Source organism: Gemmatimonadales bacterium (assembly GCA_041390145.1).
GTDB lineage: Bacteria > Gemmatimonadota > Gemmatimonadetes > Gemmatimonadales > GWC2-71-9 > SPDF01.
This window is the reverse complement of sequence record JAWKQM010000005.1, coordinates 72,882-94,542: the sequence shown is the minus strand read 5'-3', so window position 1 is coordinate 94,542 and position 21,661 is coordinate 72,882. Positions and strand designations below refer to the sequence as shown.

Below are 21,661 nucleotides of genomic sequence, written 5' to 3'. Positions count from 1 at the left end.
GTATCTCCAGCGCGGCGGCGGAGCCGCCACGCGTTGGTTTCAGTCGGCCGGGGCTGGAATCCCGGCGGCGCGCCCGCCGCGCTTGTTTGGCGGCAGGAGTCGGGCGACTTCGTCGAGCAGGACGCTCAGTCGGGCGGCGCCGTCGCGGTCCCCGCGCCGGGCCTGGAACAACTCATCGGTGATCTGGAGTGCGGCGAGGATCGCCGCCTTGTGCGTCTCGACGCTCGGCATCGTCGTCTTCACGTGCCGCAGCGCCGTGTCGAGGTAGGCAGCCACCTCACGGGTGTACTCGGGGGGCAGTTCTGACTTGACGGTAAAGCTCTCGCCCGCAATGAACACCTGCACGGTGTTCTTGGTGGTGCTCACGCCGCACCCTCCTCGGTCTCGAGGAAGGCCAGCCGGGACGACAGCGACTGCAACCGCGCCCGGGCCCCCTCGATCCGCTGCCGCAGCGCCTGATTCTCGACCTCGAGCTCGATGACCCGCTGCCGCGCCTGCAGCAGCTCCGGCCCGGCCAGCGCGCCTCCGCGTGTCCGGGCCTCCTGCAGCTCGGCCTCCGCCTTCAGCGTGCGCCGGCGCCAGCCCGCGACTTCCTCGCCGAGGTGCCGGAGCAACAGCTCCAGCTCGGAGAGTGCCGCGAGGTCAGGACGCTCGTAGTTCGATGCCATGCCGCTCCCGCAGGACTTTGAGAACCTTGGTGACCGAGGCGTCCACCTCCTGGTCACGCAGCGTACGGTCAGGGGCCCGGTACCGGAGCCGGAAAGCGAGGCCACGGTGGCCGGCAGGCACGCCAGAACCCCGGTACTCATCGAGCACGAGGACCGCCTCGATCAGTTTGCCGGCGGCCCGCCGGATCGCCTCCCCGAGATCGGCCGCCGTCGCCTCGGCTGGAACAACCAGCGAGAGGTCACGCGTGACCGCGGGGTTCACCGGCAGGGGCACGAAGGCGGGCGTCGATCGGGGGGTCGCGTCGATCTGGATTTCAAACCCCAGGACCGGCGCCGCCCACGGCGGCGCGTCGGCCTTGAGCGCTCCGGCCCGGCCCACGACCCGCCCATCCGGTGTGGAGGCAACCCAATCGCCCCCTTCAACTTGCACCCTCGACGCGGGATACGCCAGAGCCGCCGCCGCCTCGAACAGGGACCGGAGATCCCAGTGATCTGCATCCGGCGACTTGCCCGCCGAGCTCCAGTGGGCCGGTTCCCGGGCACCCGTCACGACGCCGGCCACCCGACGCTCCTCGCGCGGCGGCTCCCCGGCGGCTCCCTTGAGGAAAATGGTCCCCACCTCGAACAGGCGGACGTCCCTGGTGTGCGCCGCCCAGTTCCCCTCGACCCGGCGCACAAGCGCCGGCAGGAGCCGGGACCGCATGAATCCCTCCTCGGCAGAGAGCGGATTCAGCAGCCGCACGCTCTCGGGGCCATCCTCCGGCCCCAAGGGAAGGGTCTGCACCTCGTAGAGGCCCTCGGCCACGAGCCCGCGCCGAAGCGCCGCATCGATGGCTTCGGAGGGGGCGTTCGGCAGGTCGCCGACCCGGAAGGGCCGCAGTTCGGTCGGGAAGTTGTCGTACCCGTGGAGCCGGGCGACCTCCTCGACCAGGTCAATTTCCGCCACCAGGTCGGGGCGCCAGCCGGGCACGTCCACCGCGATGCGGCCATCCTCCGGCTTCGACACCACCGTGGCGCCGATGGCGACGAGATATCGCTCGATGGCGTCCCACGGCACGTCCACGCCGAGGACCTGTGCCACCCGACTGGGGCGGAGGAAGATCCGGGGCGGGTGGGTGACCTGCGGGAAGAGATCCACCGGTTCGCCGTCGAGCGTCCCGCCGGCGGCGGACTGGATGATCTCGACCGCGCGGCGCAGCACCTCCGGGCCGTTCCAGAGATCGACGCCGCGCTCGAAGCGATAACTCGCCTCGCTGCTCAGCCCGAGCTGGCGCCGCGTGGCACGGACTCCCTGCGGCTCGAAATAGGCGCACTCGAGGAAGAGGTCCGTCGTTTCCGGCGACACCTCGGAGTGCGCCCCGCCCATGACCCCTGCCACGCCGATCGCACCCTCGGCGTCGGCGATGACGGTCATCGACCCGGTCAGTGCCCGGTCGGCCCCGTCCAAGGTGGTCAGACGCTCGCCGGGCCGGGCACGCCGCGCCACGACGGCGGGGCCCTTCAGCCGCGACACGTCGTACGCGTGCATTGGCTGGTTGAGCTCGAACATGACGCAGTTGGTGGCGTCCACCACGTTGTTGATGGACCGCATGCCGATCGCCTCGACCCGGGCGCGAAGCCATTCGGGCGAGGCGGCCACGCGCACGCCGCGCAGCACGGCGGCGAGGAATCGCGGACAGCCCGCCGCATCCTCGATGGCGACGCGCACGCCGCCGGTCGTCGCCTCCGCGCCGGCGCGCACCGGGGTCGGCATGGCCGGGCCGTCGGAACCGGGTACGGCGGGGAGCCGGAAGGTGGTGCCGAATGAGAAGGCCAGCTCCCGCGCGACGCCCTTGTGACCCAGGAGGTCGGGACGGTTGGGGGTGACATCCACCACCAGGCGTTCGTCGGCGACATCAATCACGTCGAGGAATGGCGTACCGGGCGCGGCGTCGGTGGTGAGCTCCAGGATGCCGTCGTGCTCCTGGCCCAGGCCAAGTTCGCGCGCGGAGCAGAGCATCCCTTCGGACACCTCGCCGCGGATCTTGCGTTTCTCGAGTGTGAGCCCGCCAGGCAGCGTCGAGCCGACCGGCGCGAAGGGATACTTGCGGCCGGCGGTGACGTTCGGCGCGCCGCAGACGACGTTGCGCATGGTGCCGCTCCCGTCGTCGACGTCGCAGAGCCGGAGGCGATCGGCGTTCGGGTGCGGCCGCGTGTCACGCACCAGCCCGACGACCACCTGGCCCAGTCCGGGATGGAGTTCCTCGATGGCGTCCACGGTGGCACCGAGCGCGGCCAGCCGGCTCGCCACGTCGGCGGACTCCAGGGGGCGGCGGAGAAAGGCCTCGAGCCAGCGACGGGAGACGTTCACGGGGCCCGTCCCATTTGATCGAGGAACCGCATGTCGCCCTCGTAGAGCAGCCGGATGTCGGGAATGCCATAGCGCTGCATGGCAATCCGCTGCGGACCCATGCCGAAGGCGAAGCCGGTGTACGTCTCCGCGTCCACGCCGCAGTTCTCGAGCACCTTGGGGTGCACCATGCCGCAGCCGAGAATCTCCATCCACCCGGTCCCCTTGCAGGCGGAACAGCCGCTGCCGCCGCAGAGGTAGCAGGACACGTCCATCTCGGCGGACGGCTCGGTGAACGGGAAGAACGACGGGCGGAAGCGCACCTTGGTGCTCGCGGAGAAGAACTGCCGCGCGAAATGCAGCAGGGTGCCCTTGAGATCGACGAACGAAATGCCCTCGTCCACCGCGAGTCCCTCGATCTGGGCGAACACTGGGGCGTGCGACGGGTCGAAGGGGTCCTTGCGGTACACGACGCCAGGGATCACGACCCGGTACGGCGGCGGGCCGCCCATCATCGTGCGGATCTGCACCGGCGAGGTGTGCGTCCGGAGGAGGACGGCCTTCCCGTCGCCGGGGCGGACGTCGCCCCCCACGTCGAGGTAGAATGTGTCGTGCATGTCCATGGCAGGATGATCGGCGGGGAAGTTCAGCGCGCCGAAGTTCATCCACTCCGTCTCGGCTTCGGGTCCGACGGCGCGATTGAACCCGAGGCCGTGAAAGATCTCGCAGATCTCCTCGACCACCTTGGTGACGGGATGCTCCGCGCCCACCCAGCGGCGGCGGCCCGGCATGGTGAGGTCGAGGCCGGCGGCGGCCGGTCCGCTGTCGGCGGAGAGCGCTGCCGACCGGGCCTGGAACGCCGCCTCGAACGCCTGCCGGAGCTCGTTGGCCGCCGCGCCGACCGCCTTGCGTTCATCCGGCGGGAGGGTCGCCAGCGACCGCAGCAAGGCTGTCAGCGCGCCGCTCTTCCGTCCGAGCACGGCAATTTGTTCCGCGTCGAGGGCGGCCGCATCGAGCTCCGGCACGGCGGCAAGGCGGGGCCGGAGGGCGTCGAGCAACGATTGTGGGTGGGACTCGGCCATGGCGAATCCGGAGGGAGCGGAGCGTGAAAACGACAGTGGGGCCGGCCGCGCATGGCGACCGGCCCCACGCGCGACCGAGCCCGGGAGCCCGGCGGTTAGTGCGCGGCCTTGGCCACTTCTGCCTTGGCCACGTGCGCCTTCGCCACCTCGGCGATGGCCGCAAAGGCGTCGGCGTCGCGGACGGCGAGGTCGGCGAGCACCTTCCGGTTCACTTCCACGCCCGCGTGCTTGAGGGCGTCCATGAAGCGGCTGTAGCTGAGGCCGTGCTGGCGGGCCGCCGCGTTGATGCGCGTGATCCAGAGCGCACGGAACTCGCTCTTCTTCTTGCGGCGGTCGCGGTAGGCGTACGCCAGGCCGCGCTCGACGTTCTCCTTGGCGGCCTTGTACAGCTTGCTGCGCGACTGAAAGCCACCCTTGGCGGCCTTCATGATCTTCTTCTTCCGGGCGTGATGCGCGGGACCGTTCTTTACGCGAGGCATGGTATCTCCCTTACGCCTGGAGGAGGCGGCTGACGCGTGGGAAGTCGGCCGAACTCACGTAGGCCACCTTCTTCAGCTTGTTCTTCCGCTTCCGACTCTTCTTGGTCAGAATGTGGCTGTGGTTGGCGTGGAAGCGCTTGAGCTTCCCCGACCCCGTCTTCTTGAACCGCTTCATGGCGGCCCGCTTGGTCTTCATCTTCGGCATAACGCGCTACCCTTTCGAAATCATGCGCCGTTACTTGGGCGCGATCACCATCGTCATGTTGCGGCCTTCAAGCTTCGCATCCATTTCGACCTTGCCGACGTCCGCCAGGGCGGCAATCACCCGGTCGAGCACGGCGCGACCAAGGTCGATGTGGGCCAGTTGGCGGCCCCGGAACATCAGCGTGACCTTGACCTTGTTGCCGTCGCCGAGGAACTCACGGGCGTGGCGGGTCTTGAAGTCGAAGTCGTGGTCGTCGATGCCGGGCCGGTATTTCACTTCCTTCAGCTGAATGACGTGCTGCTTCTTCTTGGCCGCGCGCGCCGCCTTGGCCTCTTCGAACTTGAACTTGCCGTAGTCCATGATCTTGACGACGGGGGGACGGGCGGTCGGTGCCACCTCCACCAGGTCGAGCCCCCGATCCTGGGCGGCGGCGAGCGCCTCCTCGATCGGCAGCACACCGAGCTGCTCACCCTCTGCCGTAATGACCCGCACCGGGCTGATCCGGATCTGACGGTTGACGCGTACGCGCTTGTCGCGGTCTGTGGACAGTGGAACGCCTCCGGCCAAAAAAGAAAAAGGACATCCTGAGATGACGGATGTCCACGTGCGCCACGGCTGATGCATCCGGCCTGGTGACGACCTCGGGACCCGTTCACGCCGGCACGATGCCGGGCTCAGGGTGGGGGGATCTGCCCCCGCTTCAAGTGCGCAAAGTCTAGACGGGACAGCCGATTATGTCAAGCTGCGTCCACGCCGGGGGCCAGGACCTCGTCCATCAGGGCGGCGCCCCCCTTGGCCTCCACGGCCCTCCCGTATGCCACCCGGGCATCATGCTCGAACAGGAGCAACCAGCCCCCGTTCACCGCGTCCCGGAGGATGGCCCGCCGGGATTCGAGGGTGCGGAGCGGCTCCACGTCGTATCCCATGATCCACGGCAGTGGAAGGTGCGCCGACGTGGGGATCAGGTCGGCGAGGAAGACGAGCGTGTCTGGGCCGTCGGAAACCAGCACCGACTGGTGGTACGGCACGTGACCCGGCGTGACACGCACCCGGATGCCGGGGAGCACTTCGCCATCACCCTCGAGGAGGCGGAACTTCCCGGCGGCCGCGACGGGCTCGAAGTTGTGCGTGAGGTAGCTGGCCCGCGTCCGTTCGTTGGTGTGCCGGGCGAAGTCGAGGTCCCCCCGCTGGACCAGATAGGTGGCCTCCGGAAAGCTGAGGCGCACCTCGGTGCCGCCGCCGGGCAGCGGCATGGCCGTTGTGTTGCCCCCGGCGTGGTCGAAATGGAGGTGGGTGTTGATGACCCAACGGATGTCCCCAGGGCGGTACCCCAGTTCGAGGAGGGCGTCCTCAAGCTGGGTCGGCCCCGGGTCCCCGGTGTTTTCGATGCCGTAGATGTCGGTGAACTTCGGGTCTTCCTTGTTCCCCAGCCCGGTGTCGATCAGGACCAGCCCGTCAGGGTGCTCCACCAGCAGGCAGCGCATCGCCAGCGGAATGCGATTCCGGTCATCGGGTGTGATCCGCCGGGTCCAGAGGGTCCGGGGGACCACGCCGAACATCGCCCCGCCGTCGAGGCGCTGGAGGCCGGCCTCGAGGGTGTGGCACCGGAGTGAGCCGATGGAGAAGGAGTGGGTCAGGGGCATGTTGGAAGATAGGCAGGGAGGCAGGGGGGCAGAAAGGCGGGGCAGCGGGGCAGCGGGGCAGCGGGGCAGCGGGGCAGAAAGGTGGTACAGCCGTCACCCCGGCGAAAGCCGGGGTCCAGGTTGTCAGAGCGTCGGTACCGAAGCAGGCGCCGATGGCTACCGGGTCTTGCGCGAGAGCAACCCTTCCAGGTCCTCCAGGGTCGTCGCTCCCTGCTCCATCGCCATGGCGAGCAAGCGACGGAGGATCTCTGCGGTCACCAGCGCGTCGCCGGAGGCGCGGTGCCGCGCGCCGTTGTCGAGATTGAAGTGCGCGGTGACATGGTCGAGGGCGTGGGAGGTGAGACCGTGGATCAGCCGGCGCGACATCCTGACGGTGCAGAGCCGGGGGCCGTCGAGCGAGAGGCCGCGGTTCCGGCGGAGTTCGGCGTTGACGAAGCTCCAGTCGAACCGGACGTTGTGCGCCACGAACACCCGGCCGGCCAGCGCGGCGAGGATGGCGTCGGCGGCCGCGTCGAAGGTCGGCGCGTTGGCCACCATGGCGTCGGTAATGCCGGTGAGCGCCGTGATCTGCGGGGAGATGGGGCACCCGGGATTGATGAGGGAGTCGAAGGCCAGTTCGACGCGATCGCCCTGCACCAGGACCACGGCGATGTCCGTCACCCGGTCGTCGCCGGAGGCGCGCATGCCGGTGGTCTCGACGTCCACCACGGCAAAGGTGCACGCCGACAGCAGCGGGGACCGTTCCGCCCCGCCCGCGAGGGTCCATCGGCCATCGTCGAGCTGGCGCACCCGCGGATCGGCGCCGAGGAGGGCGACGGCGAGGCGGGCCGCCACCGCGGGGGGCGCGGCGGCGAGGCCCATCACGTCGCGGGCGAGCACCATCGCGTCCACCGGGCCCTCCGCCAGCAGCGCGAGCGCGCGGTCGGCCAGGGTCGAGGTCGGATGCGCCGTGAGTCCGGTCACTCAGTTCGGATTGGCGAGATGGTAGGCCAGCGCCTCGAGCTCCAGGGCGAGATTGACGGTCTTGACGGTGACATCGGCGGGGACCACCAGCTGCAGCGGCGCAAAATTCAGGATCGACTTGATGCCGAGCCCCACGAGACGGTCGGCCACTGACTGCGCGACTTCGGGAGGAGTGACCAGGACGGCGATGTCTGCCTGATGCCGGCCGAGGCTCGCCTCGAGCTGCGCCACATCCTCGATCGGCACGCCGCCGAGCGACTGACCGATCTTGGCCGGGTCCCGGTCGAAGATCGCCACGAAGTCGAATCCCCGGCGACGGAATCCACGGTTCTGCACCAGCGCGCTGCCGATCTTGCCGGCACCGATGAGCGCCACGCGGTAGTGGCGCGTCAGGCCGAGAATCTGCCGGAGCGCCTGCACCAGTTCAGGCACGGAGTACCCGAGGCCGCGCTTCCCGAAGGAGCCGAAGAAGGAGAGGTCCTTCCGCACCTGCGCAGAAGTCGTCCCCCCTCGGCCGGCGAGGGCCCCGGAGCTGATCGTTTCGATTCCCTGCCCCTCGAACTCCTCCAGGAACCGGAGATAGAGCGAGAGTCGTCGGACGGTACTGTCGGCGATTTTCCGCATGCACCTAGCATTGTGAAATGTTTCACAAAGCTACTAGGGTCGCCACCCACCGTCAACGAGGGCCGAATGCAACCGCAGGAATTCCGGCGGCGAGAGCACCTCCGGACGCACCGTCGGATGCAGGCCCGCCCGCTCAACCGCTCCCGCCGCACGCTCGGCGTCCCACCCGGTCAGTTCCCGTACCGCACGCACCAGCTGCTTCCGCCGGAATCCGAAGAGCCCCACCACCGAGGCGCGGAAGCTCCGCACCTGGTCGTCGGCAATGAGCGGACTGGATAGCGGCTCGAGCCGGAGCGCCGCGCTGTCCACCTTCGGCACCGGCTTGAACGCCCCCGCCGGGACGGTGAACAGCACCTCGGTCTTCGCCACCGCCTGGATGCCGACCGTCAGGGCGCCGTACTCCTTGGTCCCCGGCGCGGCACCCACCCGGAGCGCCACTTCCTTCTGGACCAGGAACACGATCCGGCGGGGGCGGGGGGGCGTGAGCGCCTTGTCGAGCAGCGGCGAGGTGATGTTGTAGGGAATGTTCCCGGTGACGAGTCCCCCGGGCCCCCCGGCCAACTCGACCCAGTCCAGCTCCAGCGCGTCACCTTCGACAATCACGGCACGCGGCACGCGCGCCCGGAGCGCCGGGATAATCTCGGCATCCTTTTCGATCGCGACGACGCGGCCCGCAACGCGCACCAGTGCCTCGGTGAGTCCGCCGGGGCCGGGCCCGATTTCGAGCACGGTGTCGTCGGACGTGGCGCCCACCGCCTCGGCGAGCCGATTCAGGATGCGGGGGTCGTGCAGGAAATGCTGGCCGAGCCGGCGCTTGGGTCGTGACACCGCTCAGATTCGCAGCACGAGCAGGGTGAGGTCGTCCGCCGGGTGCGGGGCAAAGGCGCTCACCTCGGCGATCAGCGCCGCCACAATCTCTTCGGGCGGGAGGTGCCGGCGCGACCCGACTCCGCTCAGCAGCCGAGCCTCACCAAACGCTTCGCCAGCCGCGTCGCGCGCATCGAGGAGCCCGTCGGTGCAGAGGCAGAGCAGGTCGGCGTGCATCTTCCACGGCACCTGGCGGAGCTCGATGTTGCCTCGCGCCGCGAGGCCGAGCGGGGGCGCGGTCGCCTCCAGCCGTTCCGGGGCCCCCTCGGCCGGAATCCGCCAGGCGTGCGGGTGACCCGCGCTCGCGTAGGAGAGCTGCGCGGCCCGCGGATCGAGCACCCCGTAGAACACGGTGAGGTACATCTCGGTGCTCGCCAAGTCCTCCTCGATGCTGTCGAGGAGGCGCTCGAGGGTCTCGTTCGGCGTGGCGGAGCCGCCGGCGTGGATGCCGGCGGCGGCGATGACCATCGCCATGACCAGCGCGGCCCCGAACCCGTGTGAGGAGACGTCGCCCAGCATCACGCCGACGCGGCCGTGCCCGAAGCGGTTGAAGGTGTAGAAGTCGCCGCCCACCGATTCGGCCGGCAGGCAGCGCGCTGCCACCTCGGCGTCGCCCGCCAGTTCCGAGGGCGACGGCATCAGCTTCAGCTGGAGATCGTGCGCCAGCTCCAGTTCCCGCCGCAGCCGCTGCTGCTGGAGATCGCGGACCACGAGCCGCGCGTTCTCCACCGCCGCGCCGATCTGGTTGGCAACCGCGGTCACCAGCTTCCGGTGGCCGGGCTCGAAGGCGTCGGCGCCCAGCCGGTCGGTGAGGTTGATGACCCCGACGCAGCGGGAGGCCCCGCCAGGCGCGGCGTAGATGATCGGCACGGAGAGGTAGGCGCCCCCCCGGTAGCCGCGCGGGCCGCCGACCCCGTCGCCTCCGGGCGGGTTCTCGACCAGCCGCCGTTCCCGGTAGGCCCGCGCCGCCACCGAGTCGGGATCGTTCGGCTCCACGCTCGCCTCCGTCCGGGCCGGAAACCCGCGGGTGGCCACGACGCGGAGGCGCGCGAGCGTCTCGTCATAGACCATGATCGACGAGCGGCGTGCAGCCACGACGCCGCTGACCTCGCGGAGGATGGTCCGCGCCGCCTCTTCGAGGTGAATCGTCTGTCCGAGGATTTCACTGATGCTGTAGAGGAGGTCGATCTCTTCGTAGCGGTGGGCAAGTTCCGCCCCCATCTCGATGGCGCGCCGTTCCGTGTGGAACATCGCGCCGAGGACCGGCCGGAGGCGGGCGGCCGCGGCCTCGGCCCCGAACGCGTCGAGGTCCTCGAGGGTGAACCAGAGTCCGTCGATGCCGGGCACGGCGTCGAACCACGCGGTCCCGGTGGGGGTAGGCACCAGCCCGGCTTCCCGCGGCACCATGGGAGACCAGCCGGGATCGTCGCCCCCGACCACACGGACGCGGCGCCCGTCGAACCGCCAGGCGCGCAGGCGCCCGCCGACGAGGCCGGCGAGCGCCTCGAGGACGGGACCGACCCGCTCTACGTGCGGCGCAGCGTCATGCAGATGGAATTCCCCGGGGGAGTGAATTGCACGTCGTCCATCAGGTTGCGAATCAGGAAGAGTCCGCGCCCGCACGGGAGTTCGAGGTCGTCGGGCATCACGGGGTCGCGCATGGCGGCGAGGTCGAATCCCGGGCCTTCGTCCGTCACGTGGACGTGCAGGGCGTCCGGAAGGCACTCGGCGCGCACCTCGACGCAGAGCGCGGGCTCCTGCCCGTTGCCGTAGACCATCGCGTTGGCCAGGGCCTCGGAGAGCGCGACCCGGAACCGGAAGCGCGCCCGCCGGGGCGCGTCCCATCCCGCGAAGCAATGCCGGGCCACCAGCTCGACCACCTCTTCAATGAGGCTCACGTCGCTTGGGATGCGGAGGCCAATTTCCACGGCGATCCCGGTGGGGTGGGGCCGGTCGGCGCGACGGACGCAGAGGCGAAGCGGCGCGGTCACGGACGGATCAGAAGCCGGCGAGGGCCTGCGCCGAGTCGTCGGCGATCGCGAAGAGCGTGTCGAGCTTGGTCAGCTCGAAGAGCGAGCGCAGATCCTCATTCAGCCCGCTGAGGCGCAGTTCCCCGCCCTGCTCCCGGACCTTCTTCGAAATCGAGACGAGCGCGCCAAGCCCCGACGAATCGATGTAACCGGTCTTGGCAAAGTCCACGAGCAGCTTCCGCTCCCCATTGTCGAGCGCCTGCTGGATGGTGGCCTTCAGTTCCTGCCGGTTGCCGACGATGAGCTGGCCCTCGACTTCGACGACCAGGACCCCGCTCGGATGCTTGGACGTGGTAAACGCCATGAACGACTACCTCCTCAAGAGCCCGGATCAGCCTGCAGAACAGCCAGTGCGGCCACTTCGACAATATCATCGCTCGTCGCTCCGCGCGACAGGTCTGCCATCGGGCGGGCCAGCCCCTGCAGCATCGGTCCGAGGGCCACGGCGCCCGCGAGCCGCTGCACGAGCTTGTAGGCGATGTTGCCCGCGTCGAGGTTCGGGAAGACCAGCACATTGGCCCGACCACCCACGGCCGACCCCGGCGCCTTGCCGGCCGCGATTTCCGGCACGAGCGCCGCATCGGCCTGGAGTTCGCCGTCGGCGGGAACCCCCGGGGCCAGCTCCCGGAACCTGGCCACCGCCTCGCGAACCAGCGTGACCGACCGGCCGACGGCGCTGCCGTGCGTGCTGAAGCTGAGGAACGCCACCCGCGGCGCGTCGCCGATGAGGCGCCGGCGGTCACCCACCGCGGCCAGCGCAATGTGGGCCAATTCCTCGGCGGTCGGCTCCGGCACCACCGCACAATCGGTGAAGGTCAGCACCCGCTCGTCGGGAAAGAGCAGGTAGAACGCGGAGCTGAGCAACGGGCACCCGGGCGCGAGGCCAATCGCCCAGAGCGCCGCCCGCAGGACATCGGCGGTCGGATGGGCCACGCCGGCCACACAGGCGTCGGCTTCGCCCAGCGCCACGAGACCGGCACCAAAGCGGAGAGGATCGGCGGCGAGATCCAGCGCATGGACGCCGTCCCGAACCCGATCCGGACGCCGCGTGCGCAGCATTTCGGCGATGGTGCCGAGGCGGGGATCCTGCGTCGGCTCCAGATGCCCTGGGCCAAGCAGGACCGGTTCCGCAATCTTCTCGTCTCGCAGGCGCTGGGCAGCGGCCAGGACGCGGGGATCGTCCCCTTCCGGCAGGACGACGCGCGCGCCGCGGGCCCGTGCCCGGTCCAGCAAGGCCGCGCGGGTCCTCACTTCGCGAACCGCGCCCGGAGCGCCTCCGCCACGGCCGGGTGCACCAGCGCCGACACATCACCGCCGAACCGCGCCACCTCGCGCACCAGGCTCGAACTGAGATAGGTCAGGTCGAGCGCCGGCACGAGAAAGACCGTTTCGAGCGACGGGTGCAGCTGCCGGTTCATCAGCGCCATCTGGAACTCGTACTCGAAGTCGCTCACGGCGCGGAGTCCCCGGATCACGACGGACGCCCCGGTGCTGCGGGCGAAGTCGGCCAGCAGCCCCTCGAACGACACGAACTCGATCCGCGGATCACCACCGACGGCGGTGCGCAGCATGGCCAACCGCTCCTCGACGCTGAAGAGCGGCTGCTTGGCCACGTTGACGGCCACCGCCACGATGAGCCGATCCGTGAGGAGCAGGCTCCGGCGGATCAGGTCCTCGTGCCCGCGGGTCGGCGGATCGAAGGAACCGGGATAGATCGCGATACGGGTCATGGCGCGTAGCAGAAAGTGAGGGCGGTGTCGCCGTAGCGGCGCGAGTCGTCGCCGGGCAGCGCCAGCGTGGCGCGATGTTCCACTGAAAGAATGCGGGCAAACGGCGTCTGGCGGAAGAGGCCAACCAAGCGGACGGCTGCATCGTGGTCGTACGGCGGATCGGCGAATGCCAGGTCGAATGCGTTCACACCGAGCGCTTCGGCATACCGCATGGCGTCTCCCTTGTGCACGCGGCACCGCGCCTCGACCCCCAGCGCCTCGATATTCGCGTTGAGTGCCCTGATGGAGGCGGACCCGATCTCGACGAACTCGGCGGTGATGGCCCCGCGGGAGAGCGCCTCGAGGCCGAGGGCGCCGCTCCCCGCGAAGAGATCGAGCACCCGCGCGCCCGGCAGTGCCGACCCGAGGATGCTCATCCACGCCTCGCGCACCCGGTCGGAGGTGGGACGGACGCGGGCATCCTTCGGCATGGCGAGACGGCGACCGCCGAACTCGCCGGCCACGATCCGCACTACGCGATGCCTGAGCTGGGGACGATGGCCAGCAGGCGGGCCTGCAGTGATTCGCGGCCCCGATAGCTGTTGGTTTCGAGCTTGAATGCGACATCGACCGATTCGGAGGGCGCAGGCGCGCGGTCGAACATGCCGAAGCCGATGGCCTCGAGCGAGGCGCCTCCCGACCGCAGGACCCCCTTCAGGTGCCCCTTCCCCACTTCGCGAGCCCCGTCGAGCCACGCTCCGCGCACGGCGAAGACCGGCCCGGGGTTGCCCATGCCGCACGGTTCCAGGTACTGGCAGAGCGATTCGAGCTCCGGGGTCGCCTCCTCCAGCCCCAGGACCACGTCCACCCGCTGCTCGGGCACGAGGTCGTCGCGCTGAAGCAGCCGATTGGCCTCCGCCACGAACCGTTCGCGGAAGGCGTCGAGCCGGTCGCGGTGAATCGTGAGCCCCGCCGCCATGCGATGGCCGCCGTACCGTTCCAACAGGTCGTCGCAGGCGGTGAGCGCATCGCGCAGGTGGAAGCGGGAGATGCTCCGGCCGCTTCCCTTTCCCATGGCCGAGGCCTCCTCGCCGAAGGCGATCATGAACGCCGGCCGCCCGTACCGCTCCACCAGCCGCGAGGCGACGATGCCGATCACCCCGGCGTGCCACCCCTCGGCGGCGAGTACGATGGCGGCATCGGAGTCGAGGCGCCCGTTGGTCTCGACCTGCTCGATCGCCTCCTCGAGGATGGCCTGGTCGAGCGCCTGCCGCTCGGCGTTCTGTACCTCGAGCTGGTCGGCGAGGCGCTTCGCTTCCGCCTCGTCGTCCGTCAGCAGGAGGCGCAGTCCGTCCTTGGCGTCGCCGATCCGGCCGACGGCGTTGAGGCGCGGACCGAGGACGAACCCGAGCTGCCCCGCCCGAATCGACTTCCCGTCGAGTCCCGCCGAGCGGATGAGCGCGCGCAGTCCCACCCAGCGGCTGCGCATGAGCACCTTGAGCCCCTGTTGCACCAGCACGCGATTTTCGCCCTGAAGCGGAACGACGTCTGCGACGGTGGCCAGCGCCACGTAGTCCAGGAGGTGCAGCGGAAGATTGGACGGCAGACCAAGGGCCGGCACCAGCGCCTGTACCAGCTTGAAGGCGACGCCGGTGCCGCAGAGCATGGAGAAAGGGGAGTCGTCGCCGTCGAGCTGCGGGTCGAGAATGGCCGTGGCGGGAGGGAGTTCGTCGCCCGGGAGGTGGTGGTCGGTGACGACGACCGCGAACCCCTCTGCGCGCGCGGTCCGCACCGTATCGACCGCCGTGATTCCGCAGTCGCAGGTGAGGATCAACCCGGCGCCGACCTCGCGCGCCCGTGCAAGCCCCGCCTCGCGGAAGTCGTACCCGTCCTGCATCCGGTGGGGCACGAACGGTTCCACCGTCGCCCCAGCCACCCGCAGTGCCCGGGTGAGAAGGGCGGTGGCGCACTGGCCGTCCACGTCGTAGTCACCATGCACCAGGATGGTCTGCCCGGCCCGCACGGCGGACGCCACGGCGTCGACTGCCTCCGCCATGCCGCGGAGGGCCAGCGGGTCGCCCAGGTGATCCAGCGCCGGCCGAAGGAATCGACGAGCCGACTCGACATCGTCGAACCCACGCTGCAGTAACAGCGCGGCCAGGGCGCGGGGCACCGCGAGCGCGGCGGTGAGCGCCGAGAGCCGGGTCTCATCCGGCTGCGGCGTGACCACCAGGCGGATCGGTCGTGGCGAAGCCGCCGAGACCATCAGCGGGTCACGCTCAGGATACGTCGGCGTAGTAGAGCATGACGCCGCACCCTTCGCAGCCGTCGATCACGCCCGACATCCGCATCTGCGCCCGGCGATTCATCGGCACCGCGGTGAAGCAGGCGCCGCAGGCGTCTCCCGCCAGCGCCACCACCGCCACCGGTGCCCGTGAGCCGCGGAGCCGCTCGTAGCGGGACCGGAGGGGCTTGGCGACGGCCGCGGCGCTCTTGTCGCGCGCCTCAAGCGCCACCGCGCGCTCGGCTTCCAGTTCACTCTTCCGCGTTGCCAGAGCCGCGCGCGTCTCGACCTGCTCGGCCTTCAGCGCCTCGACCTGCGCCTCCGCATCGGCCACGCGGGCTTCCTGGGCCTGCACCGTTTCCTGGGCGCGGAACCAGTCGGACTCCTCGCGTGCCAGCACCTGCCGCGAGAGCTCCAGCTCGGCCATCAGCGTGGTGGTCTCCTTGCCCGGCCGGGACACCTCGATCCGCTTGCGCCGGCCCTCCTGCAGCTTGCGATAGGTCTCCACCCTTCCTTCGACCTCGATCCGGCGACGGATCGCCTCGGCCACGCTGCGCTGGGCGACGCCGATGGCCGCCTCCGCAGTGGTGACGGCGTCGTCGAGGGCCTGCTCCTCGGCCAGCACCTCGTCGAGGCGGCCGTCCACCTCGAGCAGCGCCATGTCCTTGTCCTGCAGATCGAGCAACTTTTCCAGATCGGGATTCATCCTGTCTTCCTCGTTGAGAGTCGGGGCCACGGGGCCGTTACTGCGGCGTCCGCGGCCGTGGGTTTTGCCATTGCATCGCCTTGCGCAGGGCACGGGCGTATTTCGCGTCGAGTTCCTTCTTCCGGGTCAACTTCTCGCCCGGGTCGGTCAACTTCTGGTACTCGCGCCAGTGCGGGCGGAACTCCAGCGCCTCCGAGGCGCTGGCGTAGTGATCATCCAGCACCAGGTCCGTCAGGGTGCCGCCGGCCTCGCGCAACTCGCTCCACAACACCATCGCGGGTGGCGTGAGCCGTCCCGCGAGGTCGGCCGCCGGCAGCTGGGGCTCCGCGGTGAGGGCGTCGAACAGCTCCTGGTGGACCGGTACCTCGAACCACTCGCGCCGCACTTCGTGCGCGGCCCGGGCGCGGTATTCGTCGCTCGCCACCAGCACGCGGAGGAGCTCGACCTCGGCCACACCACCCATCCGGCTGACCCGCCTCGCAGGCACCCGCGGGCTGGGCGCAGGGTGGCGTTCCGACGGCGGGGCATGGACCCGGGGTTCACGCATCGCCTCGACCTCGGTGAGCAGCACCTCCTTGCTGACCCCCGAGCGCTCAGCCACCCGGCCGAGATAGAGCTCGCGGGTGATGGCGTTGCTCGCCGCCCGAATGGTCGGCAACAGGCGGTCAAGCGCCTCCCGCCGGTGCTCCACGTCCTCGAACCAGCCCTTGCGCTCCAGGATCTGGATCTTCCGCTCGAGCACATCGACGGCATCGTCGAGGACCGCCTGCAGCGCCGCCGCCCCGCCCTTCTGCACGAGGGTGTCCGGATCCTCGCCGGCCGGCAGGGTCGCCACGCGGGCCCGGACGTCGTGCCGCAGCAGCTCGTCGCCGGCGCGGAAGGTGGCGCGGAGCCCGGCGGGGTCGCTGTCGTACAGCAGGGTCACGGTCTTCGTGTAGCGCTTGAGCAGTTCCGCCTGGTCGCCCGTGAGCGCGGTGCCGAGCGGCGCCACGACATGCTCGATGCCGGCCTGGACCAGCCGCAGCACGTCGAAGTAGCCCTCGACGACGAGCGCGCTCTCCTCGCGGCGAATGGCGTTCCGGGCGAAGTGCAGGTTGTAGAGCGACCGGCCCTTGTGAAAAATCGGCGTCTCCGGCGAGTTCAGGTACTTGGGCTCGCCGGGGCCCAGCAGGCGGCCGCCGAACGCCACCACGCGGCCGCGCAGGTCGTGAATCGGAAAGAGGAGCCGGCTGCGGAAGCGCGGGCCGATGCTGCCGTCCTCGCGCCGGACCACCAGCCCGGCGGTAACGAGGTCGTCTTCCTTCACGCCGAGTTCGGCCATGGCCGCCTGGAACTCCTTGCGGCGCGGGGCGAATCCCAAGCCGAGCTCCGCCGCCACCTCCATCGGAATGCCACGATCCAGGAGATACTTGCGCGCCCCCTCGGCCTCCGACGACTCGCGCAGCTGCCGCGCAAACCAGTCGTGCGCCACGGCGGCGGCGGAGTAGAGCGGCTCGTTCGGATCGGGTCCCTGCCGCTCGCTCCGCTCGGGAATCACGATGCCGACCTTGCGCGCCACTTCGCGCACCGCCGTCGGGTAATCCATCCCGAAGCGCTTCATGAAGAAGCTGAAGACATCCCCGGCCTCGTGGCAGACGTAGCAGTAGAACATCCCCTTCTTCGGGATGACCGCCAGGTTGCGGTGCGTCCCGCCGTGAAAGGGACAGGGACCGCGGTAGTCCGACCCGGTCCGCTTGAGGTCCACCGAGTCGCCCACAATGGACACGATATCCGCGGTGTCGCGCACCTGTTCGATCACGTCGTCGGGGATACTCACGACTTGAGCTCCGCCACCGTGGCGCCGCTTCCACCCTGGTTGGGCGGAGCGAAGGCGTGGCTCCGCACCCGGCTGTCCCGACTCAACAGCTGCTGCACACGCGACCGCACCACGCCGGTCCCCATGCCGTGGATGATCCGGAGGTACGGACGGTCCGCCAGCACGGCGGCGTCGAGCGCGGCCAGCGTGGCCATTTCCGCCTCGTCGCCCGTCATGCCACGCAGGTCGATCTCCATCGGCGCCTCGATGGCCGGCGCGTGGTGGGTGCGGACCGGCTCGTGGGCCGCCGGCTTCGGCGCCTGCCCGCGAAGCACCTCAAGCTGCCGCGTGTCCACCACCACCCGAAGGCTGCCGACCATCACGACGGCCCGCCCGTCGCCGCGCAGTTCGACCACCTGCCCGACCCCGGCCGCCCCCGTACGGACGCGGCTGCCAACGACCACCGCCTGCCCCTCGGCCCGTTCCTCCCTCTCCTCGGCTGCCATCGCGGCGGCCTCCGCGGTGATGCCCTCCTCGACCAGCCGACGCGCGTCTCGCGCCGCGGCCTCGTCCACGGCGGTGCGCGCGGCGCCCAGCGCCTGCTCCACCAGCTGCCGGGCCTCGAGCAGGTGCGCGCGGGCCTGTTCGCGGGCCCGGCGTTCCGCGTCGCGCTCACGCCGGCGCAACGCGGTGTCACGCGCCTCCACCGCCTCCAGTTCCGACGCCAGGCGCGCGGCGCGGAGTTCGCTTTCCGCGTCGCGCTCCGCCAGCGCAGCCTCGCCGGCCTCCAGCGCGCGTGACCGGCGCTCCGCGTCCGCCAGCAGGGCGTCGAGGGTGCGCGCCGCACGCGGGACATCGGCCTCGGCTTCGGCAAGCACCGCGGGGTCGATCCCCAGTCGGCTGGCGATGGCCAGGCCGTAGGAGCGACCGGGGACGCCCTTCTCGAAGCGATAGGTCGGGCGAATCGTCTCGGCGTCGAACTGAAGCGAGGCGTTCACGATCCCGGCGTCCCGCTCCGGCAGCGTCTTGAGCGCGCCGAGGTGGGTGGTGGCGAGCGTCATCGTGCCGCGCCGGGTGAGCGACAGGAGCGCCGCGGCGGCGAGGGCCGCTCCCTCCGCCGGGTCGGTGCCGCTGCCGATTTCATCAAGCAGAACGAGGGTGGCATCGTCGGCGTCGGTCAGGATGGTGCGCAGCGCGGCCAGGTGTGCGGAAAAGGTCGAAAGGTTCGCGGCCAGCGACTGGTGGTCGCCGATATCCGCGAAGTAGCGGGTGAAGACCGGCAACTGGCTCGCGGCGCCGACCGGCGGGATGATGCCGCTCTGTGCCAGGGCCGCGAGCAGGCCGACGGCCTTCAGGAGCACCGTCTTGCCGCCGGTGTTGGGACCGCTGACGACGAGCGTCCGCTCGGTCGAGTCGAGCGAGAGATCGAATGGGACGACCGCTTCCCCCGCCGCGAGCAGGAGGGGATGCCGTCCGTTCACGATGGCGAGTGCCGCGGGGGCCGCCAGCATCTCCGGCCGGAACCCTTCGACGGCCGCCGCGTACCTGGCCCGGGCCGAGAGGTCGTCCAGCCGGATGCACATCTCGGCACCGTCCCGCAAGTCGCTCCACGCCGGCCGAAGCATCTCGGTCAGGTCGCGGAGCACCCGCAGCCGCTCCCGGTCCTCCGCCGATTCCGCCTCGCGGAGGGCGTTGCCCAGCTCGATCGCGTCGGTCGGTTCGAGGAAGAGGGTGCCATGGCTGGCCGACTCGTCATGGACGATGCCGGCGGGCCGCTGCCGCGCGTCGCGACGGACAGGAATCACGTACCGGCCGCCGCGCACCGTCACGCCGGCGTCGCCCGAGCCCTCGGCGGCGCGGAGGATCGTCTCGAGCTTCTTGATGAGCCGGCTGCGCGCCGACTGCACCTCCCGCCGGGCCGCGGCGAGCGCGGGGCTCGCGCCGTCGAGCAGCTGCCCGTCGTCATCGAGCGCGGCCTCGAGGCGGCGGTCGAGCGCCTTGTCGGGGACGGGAACAGCCAGGGATGCCGCGAGCGGCGCCTCCTCCGCCACCCGGCGGAGCTCGGCCGCGTTCAGCCGGCAGGCGCGCAGCAGGGAGCGCATCCGCACCAGCTCGACTCCGTCGAGCACGCTGCCCTCCACCCGGAGTCGCGCCAGCGCGCTGGCGGCATCCGGCGCCGGTTCCACGAGGAGGGGCGTATCCCGACGGCAGAGCACCGCCAGTTCCTCGACACCCTCAAGTTCCCGGCGAATCCAGCGGAGGTCGCCGGTCGGACGGCGGGCGCGGATGCGTGCGGCGCCGAGCGGACCGGCGGCAAACCCTGCCACGGCATCGAGCGCGCGCCCAAACTCGAGCGTCTCAAGCGCGGCGTCGGCTGCCCCCCCCGGCAAAGAGGACGGGGTGCCGGCGTCCTTGAACGCCTGCACCCCGTGGCTCTGTTCGACCGGTTCGGTTGCCATCATCCCAGCGAGAGCTCCGTTCGGACGATCTGTTGAATCACCTTGCCGTCGGCGCGGCCCTTGAACTGCGGCACCACCCGCCCCATGACCTTGCCGATATCGGTGGCTCCATCGGCGATGGCCGCACGAACCGCGGTGCGTATTTCCTCAGGGTCGGCGGCCGGGGGGAGGAACTCCTCGATGATCAGGATCTCGGCGCGTTCCTGGCTGGCCAGGTCTTCCCGGCCGCCCTTGACGTATTGCTCCACCGATTCCCGCCGCATCTTGACGCCCTTCTGCAGCACGTCGAGCACGTCCTCGTCGGTCGGGGCGCGATTCTGCTCCAGCTCCCGGTTCTTGAGAGCCGCAAGGACCGTCCCCAGAAGCTGGGTACGGTCCTTGTTCTTGGACTTGCGAGCCGCGGTCAGTGCGGCGTGCAGGTCGTCTGCCAGATTAGACACGCGGCTTCCGGGGCCCACGGCGAACCTTGCGCGCGGCGGCGTTCATTTTCCGCTTCCGCTTTTCGCTCGGCTTCTCGTAGTGGCGGTGCTTGCGCAGGTCGGACAGAATCCCGGCCTTTTCGCACTTCTTCTTGAAGCGCTTCAGCGCCCGCTCGAAGCTTTCGTCATCGTGAATGATGACTTCGGACATCAGCAAATCACCCCTCTCCAGCCCGTGTCAGGGCGGTAATGTTATGCAGTCATTAAACATAGACTGGCCGGGGCCGGGGAGCAAGAGGACAGGGGATAGGGGGCTGAGAGCCCTTCTCTCATTGCGAGGAGGCCCCGGCAGGAGCCCGACAAAACTGGGCGCTTCCAGCCGCCCCGCCGCCGTCTCCACACGCTGGTGCTCTCCATCAGCTAGCCGGGACTGTCTTAGGCTTCTTGTGGAAGCGCCCTCCAATAAGTACGCCAGGGACCGCACCCAGCAAAGCCCCGACTAAGACACCTACAATGGTCGGGCCGGCACACCCTCCTGAATACCCGCTGTCGGTATCACTGCACCCCCCAGCCGCGACGATTGCCCCGGCGGCGCCACCCAGCACCCCACCAATGATGAGGCCCTCCAGCCAATAACTTTGCTGCGCCGCCCCAGTCGCGACCTTGAGTGCCAGTGGCCCTTCGGCTCGCTCGGCAGGCGCCCAGACTGAGCTGGCCCGCATCGGAACCGCCTGTCGTTGTGCTTCGAGACGACCGCCCATGATGAGCAGTCCGCCGAGCACGAGGATTGTTGCTCGCATCGCTGCTAATACCCGAAGTAGGACAAGCGAGCCCCGTATCCGGGCATCGCGGTGGTGCCGCCTACCCACGTGGGAATCCACCCACGGAATTCGCCCGAACTCCAATAGCACTCTTGCCGTCCGCTTCCGTAGTAAACGTAGCCCGGGTCTCGGCTCTCAACGCAATCGATGAGGTGCACGTCACTGCTCCCGACGTTATATGCACCGCTCACGAAGACCCGCTCGGATGTGTCCACGTGGCTGCAATCATCCGTGGCAGCAAACGCACCGTTGTTGCACGCGGAGACCGAGTTGTAGTTCGCGTGCTTTCCGACAGCAACGTACGATCGGGGATAGGCCCCGGGGTGAGAAGGATACTGCAAGGCCATCGGGTACTGTTTATTGCCCTTGCTGAAGACTCCGTATGTTTCGTGCGTAGAATAAACAGCCTTGCTAAGGACCCAGTGCTTCGTGTTCGCGTCATAATACACTTCAAGAACAATCGCCTCAGAATCCCCATTGTGACCAGGGCAGAAATAGCTACCGGGTGGGATGACGCAGCCCCACGCGGAGCTACCGGTGTCGATGTAATATGAAAGGAGGTAGGCGATTGTCACCTT

General features: G+C 69.7%; 23 protein-coding genes. All 23 read right to left on the bottom strand.

All coding sequences use genetic code 11. The features are described from left to right. Positions 1-39 precede the first annotated feature (39 nt). Positions 40-366, bottom strand: a complete 327-nt coding sequence (locus R2910_05365; GenBank protein ID MEZ4412393.1) for a cell division protein ZapA — start codon at positions 364-366, stop codon at positions 40-42. After that, a complete protein-coding gene (locus tag R2910_05360; GenBank protein ID MEZ4412392.1) occupies positions 363-668 on the bottom strand; it encodes a hypothetical protein in 306 nt (101 codons plus the stop codon). Before R2910_05360 ends, R2910_05365 begins: the two co-directional genes overlap by 4 nt. Further along, complete coding sequence (pheT, locus tag R2910_05355) at positions 643-3,018, bottom strand: phenylalanine--tRNA ligase subunit beta (GenBank protein ID MEZ4412391.1); 2,376 nt, start codon at positions 3,016-3,018, stop codon at positions 643-645. The genes R2910_05360 and pheT overlap by 26 nt, the downstream gene beginning before the upstream one ends. Then, positions 3,015-4,079: a phenylalanine--tRNA ligase subunit alpha gene (gene pheS / locus R2910_05350; GenBank protein ID MEZ4412390.1), complete on the bottom strand. Its 1,065-nt coding sequence runs from the start codon at positions 4,077-4,079 to the stop codon at positions 3,015-3,017. The genes pheT and pheS overlap by 4 nt, the downstream gene beginning before the upstream one ends. Positions 4,080-4,174: 95 nt before the next feature. Further along, positions 4,175-4,558 (bottom strand): 50S ribosomal protein L20, encoded by a 384-nt coding sequence (gene rplT / locus R2910_05345; protein MEZ4412389.1) that lies wholly within the window; start codon positions 4,556-4,558, stop codon positions 4,175-4,177. A gap of 10 nt (positions 4,559-4,568) precedes the next feature. Further along, complete coding sequence (gene rpmI, locus R2910_05340) at positions 4,569-4,763, bottom strand: 50S ribosomal protein L35 (protein MEZ4412388.1); 195 nt, start codon at positions 4,761-4,763, stop codon at positions 4,569-4,571. A 30-nt stretch (positions 4,764-4,793) separates the two neighbouring features. Next, positions 4,794-5,330 carry a translation initiation factor IF-3 gene (gene infC, locus R2910_05335; protein MEZ4412387.1) on the bottom strand — a complete coding sequence of 179 codons (537 nt, stop codon included), beginning with the start codon at positions 5,328-5,330 and terminating at the stop codon, positions 4,794-4,796. 170 nt (positions 5,331-5,500) lie between these two features. Continuing rightward, a complete protein-coding gene (locus R2910_05330) occupies positions 5,501-6,406 on the bottom strand; it encodes an MBL fold metallo-hydrolase (GenBank protein ID MEZ4412386.1) in 906 nt (301 codons plus the stop codon). 156 nt (positions 6,407-6,562) lie between these two features. Then, positions 6,563-7,369 carry a 3'-5' exonuclease gene (locus R2910_05325; protein MEZ4412385.1) on the bottom strand — a complete coding sequence of 269 codons (807 nt, stop codon included), beginning with the start codon at positions 7,367-7,369 and terminating at the stop codon, positions 6,563-6,565. Then, complete coding sequence (locus R2910_05320) at positions 7,370-7,993, bottom strand: redox-sensing transcriptional repressor Rex (protein MEZ4412384.1); 624 nt, start codon at positions 7,991-7,993, stop codon at positions 7,370-7,372. A 33-nt stretch (positions 7,994-8,026) separates the two neighbouring features. Next, entirely contained in the window at positions 8,027-8,821 is a 795-nt protein-coding gene (gene rsmA, locus R2910_05315) for a 16S rRNA (adenine(1518)-N(6)/adenine(1519)-N(6))-dimethyltransferase RsmA (protein ID MEZ4412383.1), read from the bottom strand. A gap of 3 nt (positions 8,822-8,824) precedes the next feature. Next, positions 8,825-10,243, bottom strand: a complete 1,419-nt coding sequence (locus R2910_05310; protein MEZ4412382.1) for a GAF domain-containing SpoIIE family protein phosphatase — start codon at positions 10,241-10,243, stop codon at positions 8,825-8,827. Positions 10,244-10,386: 143 nt separating this feature from the next. Beyond that, positions 10,387-10,851 carry an ATP-binding protein gene (locus R2910_05305; GenBank protein ID MEZ4412381.1) on the bottom strand — a complete coding sequence of 155 codons (465 nt, stop codon included), beginning with the start codon at positions 10,849-10,851 and terminating at the stop codon, positions 10,387-10,389. A 7-nt stretch (positions 10,852-10,858) separates the two neighbouring features. Beyond that, complete coding sequence (locus R2910_05300; GenBank protein ID MEZ4412380.1) at positions 10,859-11,194, bottom strand: STAS domain-containing protein; 336 nt, start codon at positions 11,192-11,194, stop codon at positions 10,859-10,861. Positions 11,195-11,208: 14 nt separating this feature from the next. Further along, positions 11,209-12,141: a phosphate acyltransferase gene (locus tag R2910_05295; protein ID MEZ4412379.1), complete on the bottom strand. Its 933-nt coding sequence runs from the start codon at positions 12,139-12,141 to the stop codon at positions 11,209-11,211. After that, positions 12,138-12,620 carry a pantetheine-phosphate adenylyltransferase gene (coaD, locus tag R2910_05290; protein ID MEZ4412378.1) on the bottom strand — a complete coding sequence of 161 codons (483 nt, stop codon included), beginning with the start codon at positions 12,618-12,620 and terminating at the stop codon, positions 12,138-12,140. Before coaD ends, R2910_05295 begins: the two co-directional genes overlap by 4 nt. Next, on the bottom strand, positions 12,617-13,132 hold the full coding sequence (locus R2910_05285; GenBank protein ID MEZ4412377.1) for an RsmD family RNA methyltransferase: 516 nt from the start codon (positions 13,130-13,132) through the stop codon (positions 12,617-12,619). The genes coaD and R2910_05285 overlap by 4 nt, the downstream gene beginning before the upstream one ends. Beyond that, positions 13,132-14,865, bottom strand: a complete 1,734-nt coding sequence (recJ, locus tag R2910_05280; protein ID MEZ4412376.1) for a single-stranded-DNA-specific exonuclease RecJ — start codon at positions 14,863-14,865, stop codon at positions 13,132-13,134. The genes R2910_05285 and recJ overlap by 1 nt, the downstream gene beginning before the upstream one ends. Positions 14,866-14,878: 13 nt before the next feature. Further along, complete coding sequence (locus R2910_05275; GenBank protein ID MEZ4412375.1) at positions 14,879-15,589, bottom strand: hypothetical protein; 711 nt, start codon at positions 15,587-15,589, stop codon at positions 14,879-14,881. 37 nt (positions 15,590-15,626) lie between these two features. Beyond that, positions 15,627-17,405, bottom strand: a complete 1,779-nt coding sequence (gene dnaG, locus R2910_05270) for a DNA primase (protein ID MEZ4412374.1) — start codon at positions 17,403-17,405, stop codon at positions 15,627-15,629. After that, positions 17,402-19,843, bottom strand: a complete 2,442-nt coding sequence (locus R2910_05265; protein ID MEZ4412373.1) for a Smr/MutS family protein — start codon at positions 19,841-19,843, stop codon at positions 17,402-17,404. The genes dnaG and R2910_05265 overlap by 4 nt, the downstream gene beginning before the upstream one ends. Beyond that, positions 19,843-20,283: a GatB/YqeY domain-containing protein gene (locus R2910_05260; protein ID MEZ4412372.1), complete on the bottom strand. Its 441-nt coding sequence runs from the start codon at positions 20,281-20,283 to the stop codon at positions 19,843-19,845. The genes R2910_05265 and R2910_05260 overlap by 1 nt, the downstream gene beginning before the upstream one ends. After that, positions 20,276-20,473 (bottom strand): 30S ribosomal protein S21, encoded by a 198-nt coding sequence (gene rpsU, locus R2910_05255; GenBank protein ID MEZ4412371.1) that lies wholly within the window; start codon positions 20,471-20,473, stop codon positions 20,276-20,278. Before rpsU ends, R2910_05260 begins: the two co-directional genes overlap by 8 nt. Between the last annotated feature and the right edge of the window lie 1,188 nt (positions 20,474-21,661).